Source organism: Amycolatopsis sp. NPDC058278, from assembly GCF_042881395.1.
Lineage (GTDB): Bacteria > Actinomycetota > Actinomycetes > Mycobacteriales > Pseudonocardiaceae > Amycolatopsis.
This window is the reverse complement of sequence record NZ_JBHVXZ010000275.1, coordinates 1-1,586: the sequence shown is the minus strand read 5'-3', so window position 1 is coordinate 1,586 and position 1,586 is coordinate 1. Positions and strand designations below refer to the sequence as shown.

Sequence of the window (1,586 nt, the reverse complement as noted above, 5' to 3'; positions counted from 1 at the left end):
AGGAGACGATCACCATGGCTTCAGCGTGGGGCGACGCGTCGGCGATCCTGGCCGCCGCGGGCATCGAAGAGGACACCTCGTACTACCGCGAGTTCACCGGCGACGACGAGAAGGCCGTGCTGACCGTCGCGATGCGCATCCAGGAGGGCTGGGAGCGCAACGACGCCGACTTCTTCGCCGACACCTTCACCGACAACGGCAGCCTGCTGATGAAGGACGACCAGCTCACCAGCCGCCAGCAGATCCGCGAGTACATGAAGGCGGGCTTCGAGGGCCACTTCCGCGGCGCGCGCGTCCGCGGCTGGCCGCTGACCGTCCGGTTCCTCGACGACACCACCGCGATGATCATCAGCCAGGGCGGCATCCTGCTCGAGGGCGAGACCGAGACGGCCCCCGAGCGTCAGGTCCGCGTCACCTGGATCGTGGTGCGGACCGGCGACGGGCTCCGGCTGCTCTCGCACCAGACCAGCCCGCTCAAGGGATGAGGAGGAGTCTCATGACGGTTGAAGCTGGTTCGGCGGCGCCGGACTTCACGCTCCCCGACACCGGCCGGACACCGGTCACGCTCAGCGAGCTGTGGCGGGTCCGGCCGGTGCTGCTGGTCTTCTACCCGTTCGCGTTCAGCCACATCTGCGAGGGGGAGATCTGCCAGGTCCGCGACGAACTGGCGGGCTACACCGACGAGAACGTCCAGGTCGTCGGCGTCTCGGTGGACACGCCGTTCACCCTCGGGGCGTGGGCGGACCGGCAGGGCCTCACGTTCCCCCTCCTGTCGGACTTCTGGCCGCACGGAGCCGTCGCGCAGTCCTACGGCGTCTTCAACGACCAGGGCGGGATGGCCAACCGCGGCACCTTCCTCATCGACGGGACGGGAACCGTCCGCTTCGCCGAAGTGGTGTCTCCCCGCGAGGCCCGCGACCAGACCCGGTGGAAGAAGGCGGTCGCCGCCCTCGCGGGCTGATCCGCTTCCCCAGCCCCCGAGCGCTCCTTCGCGCTCGGGGGCTCGCCCATGCCCGCCCCGGTCCCGGCCGGCGGCTCGTGCTCGGGTGGACGGACGCGCCGAGGCCCCCTGCTCGAGGAGCAGGGGGCCTCGGGTGGGGCGATGGGTCAGCCGGCGATCGGGCTGGTCTGGTGGTTGAGGAGCTTCCAGTCCCCGCCGTCCTTGACGATCACCCAGGTGGCGCGGACTTCGCGCTCCGGGGCCACTTCGGTTTCGCCCGCGAGGACGATCCCGCCCTTGGTGACGGCGAAGGCGACGTCCTCGGAAAGCTTGCGGATGACGACCGGGGTCTCCACGAGACGCGAACCGGCGTAGGTGCCTTCGAAGGCCTTCTTCAGGTAGTCGCGGACCTCGGCCGGGTTCTTGAGCTGCTGGTCGCCGACGAGCATGCTGCCGTTGTCCGTGAAGACCTCGGCGAGCAGCTCGGGGTCGTTGCGGTCCCAGGCGCCGCGGACGCGCAGGGGAATCGTGAGGATCGCGCCCTCCTCGCCGTTGGGGAAGTCGCCGTAGTTGGCGGCCCACTTCTTGGCGCCTGCCACCAGTTCGGATGCCTTGCCTGGCATGGGGTTCTCCTTAGGTGAGGTGA

At 69.7% G+C, this 1,586-nt stretch carries 3 protein-coding genes; 2 read left to right on the top strand and 1 reads right to left on the bottom strand.

All coding sequences use genetic code 11. The annotated features are described in order from the left end of the window. Together ACFVYA_RS49940 and ACFVYA_RS49935 are read left to right on the top strand one after the other, a co-directional pair. A partial coding sequence (locus ACFVYA_RS49940; protein ID WP_387055705.1) for an SgcJ/EcaC family oxidoreductase occupies nt 1–485 on the top strand: 485 nt, incomplete at its 5' end. 11 nt (nt 486–496) lie between these two features. Next, nucleotides 497–961, top strand: a complete 465-nt coding sequence (locus ACFVYA_RS49935; RefSeq protein ID WP_285985277.1) for a peroxiredoxin — start codon at nt 497–499, stop codon at nt 959–961. A gap of 146 nt (nt 962–1,107) precedes the next feature. Here ACFVYA_RS49935 and ACFVYA_RS49930 read toward each other — a convergent pair whose 3' ends face one another. Then, nucleotides 1,108–1,563, bottom strand: coding sequence for an SgcJ/EcaC family oxidoreductase (locus ACFVYA_RS49930; RefSeq protein WP_285985276.1), 456 nt, complete (start codon nt 1,561–1,563; stop codon nt 1,108–1,110). Nucleotides 1,564–1,586 lie beyond the last annotated feature (23 nt).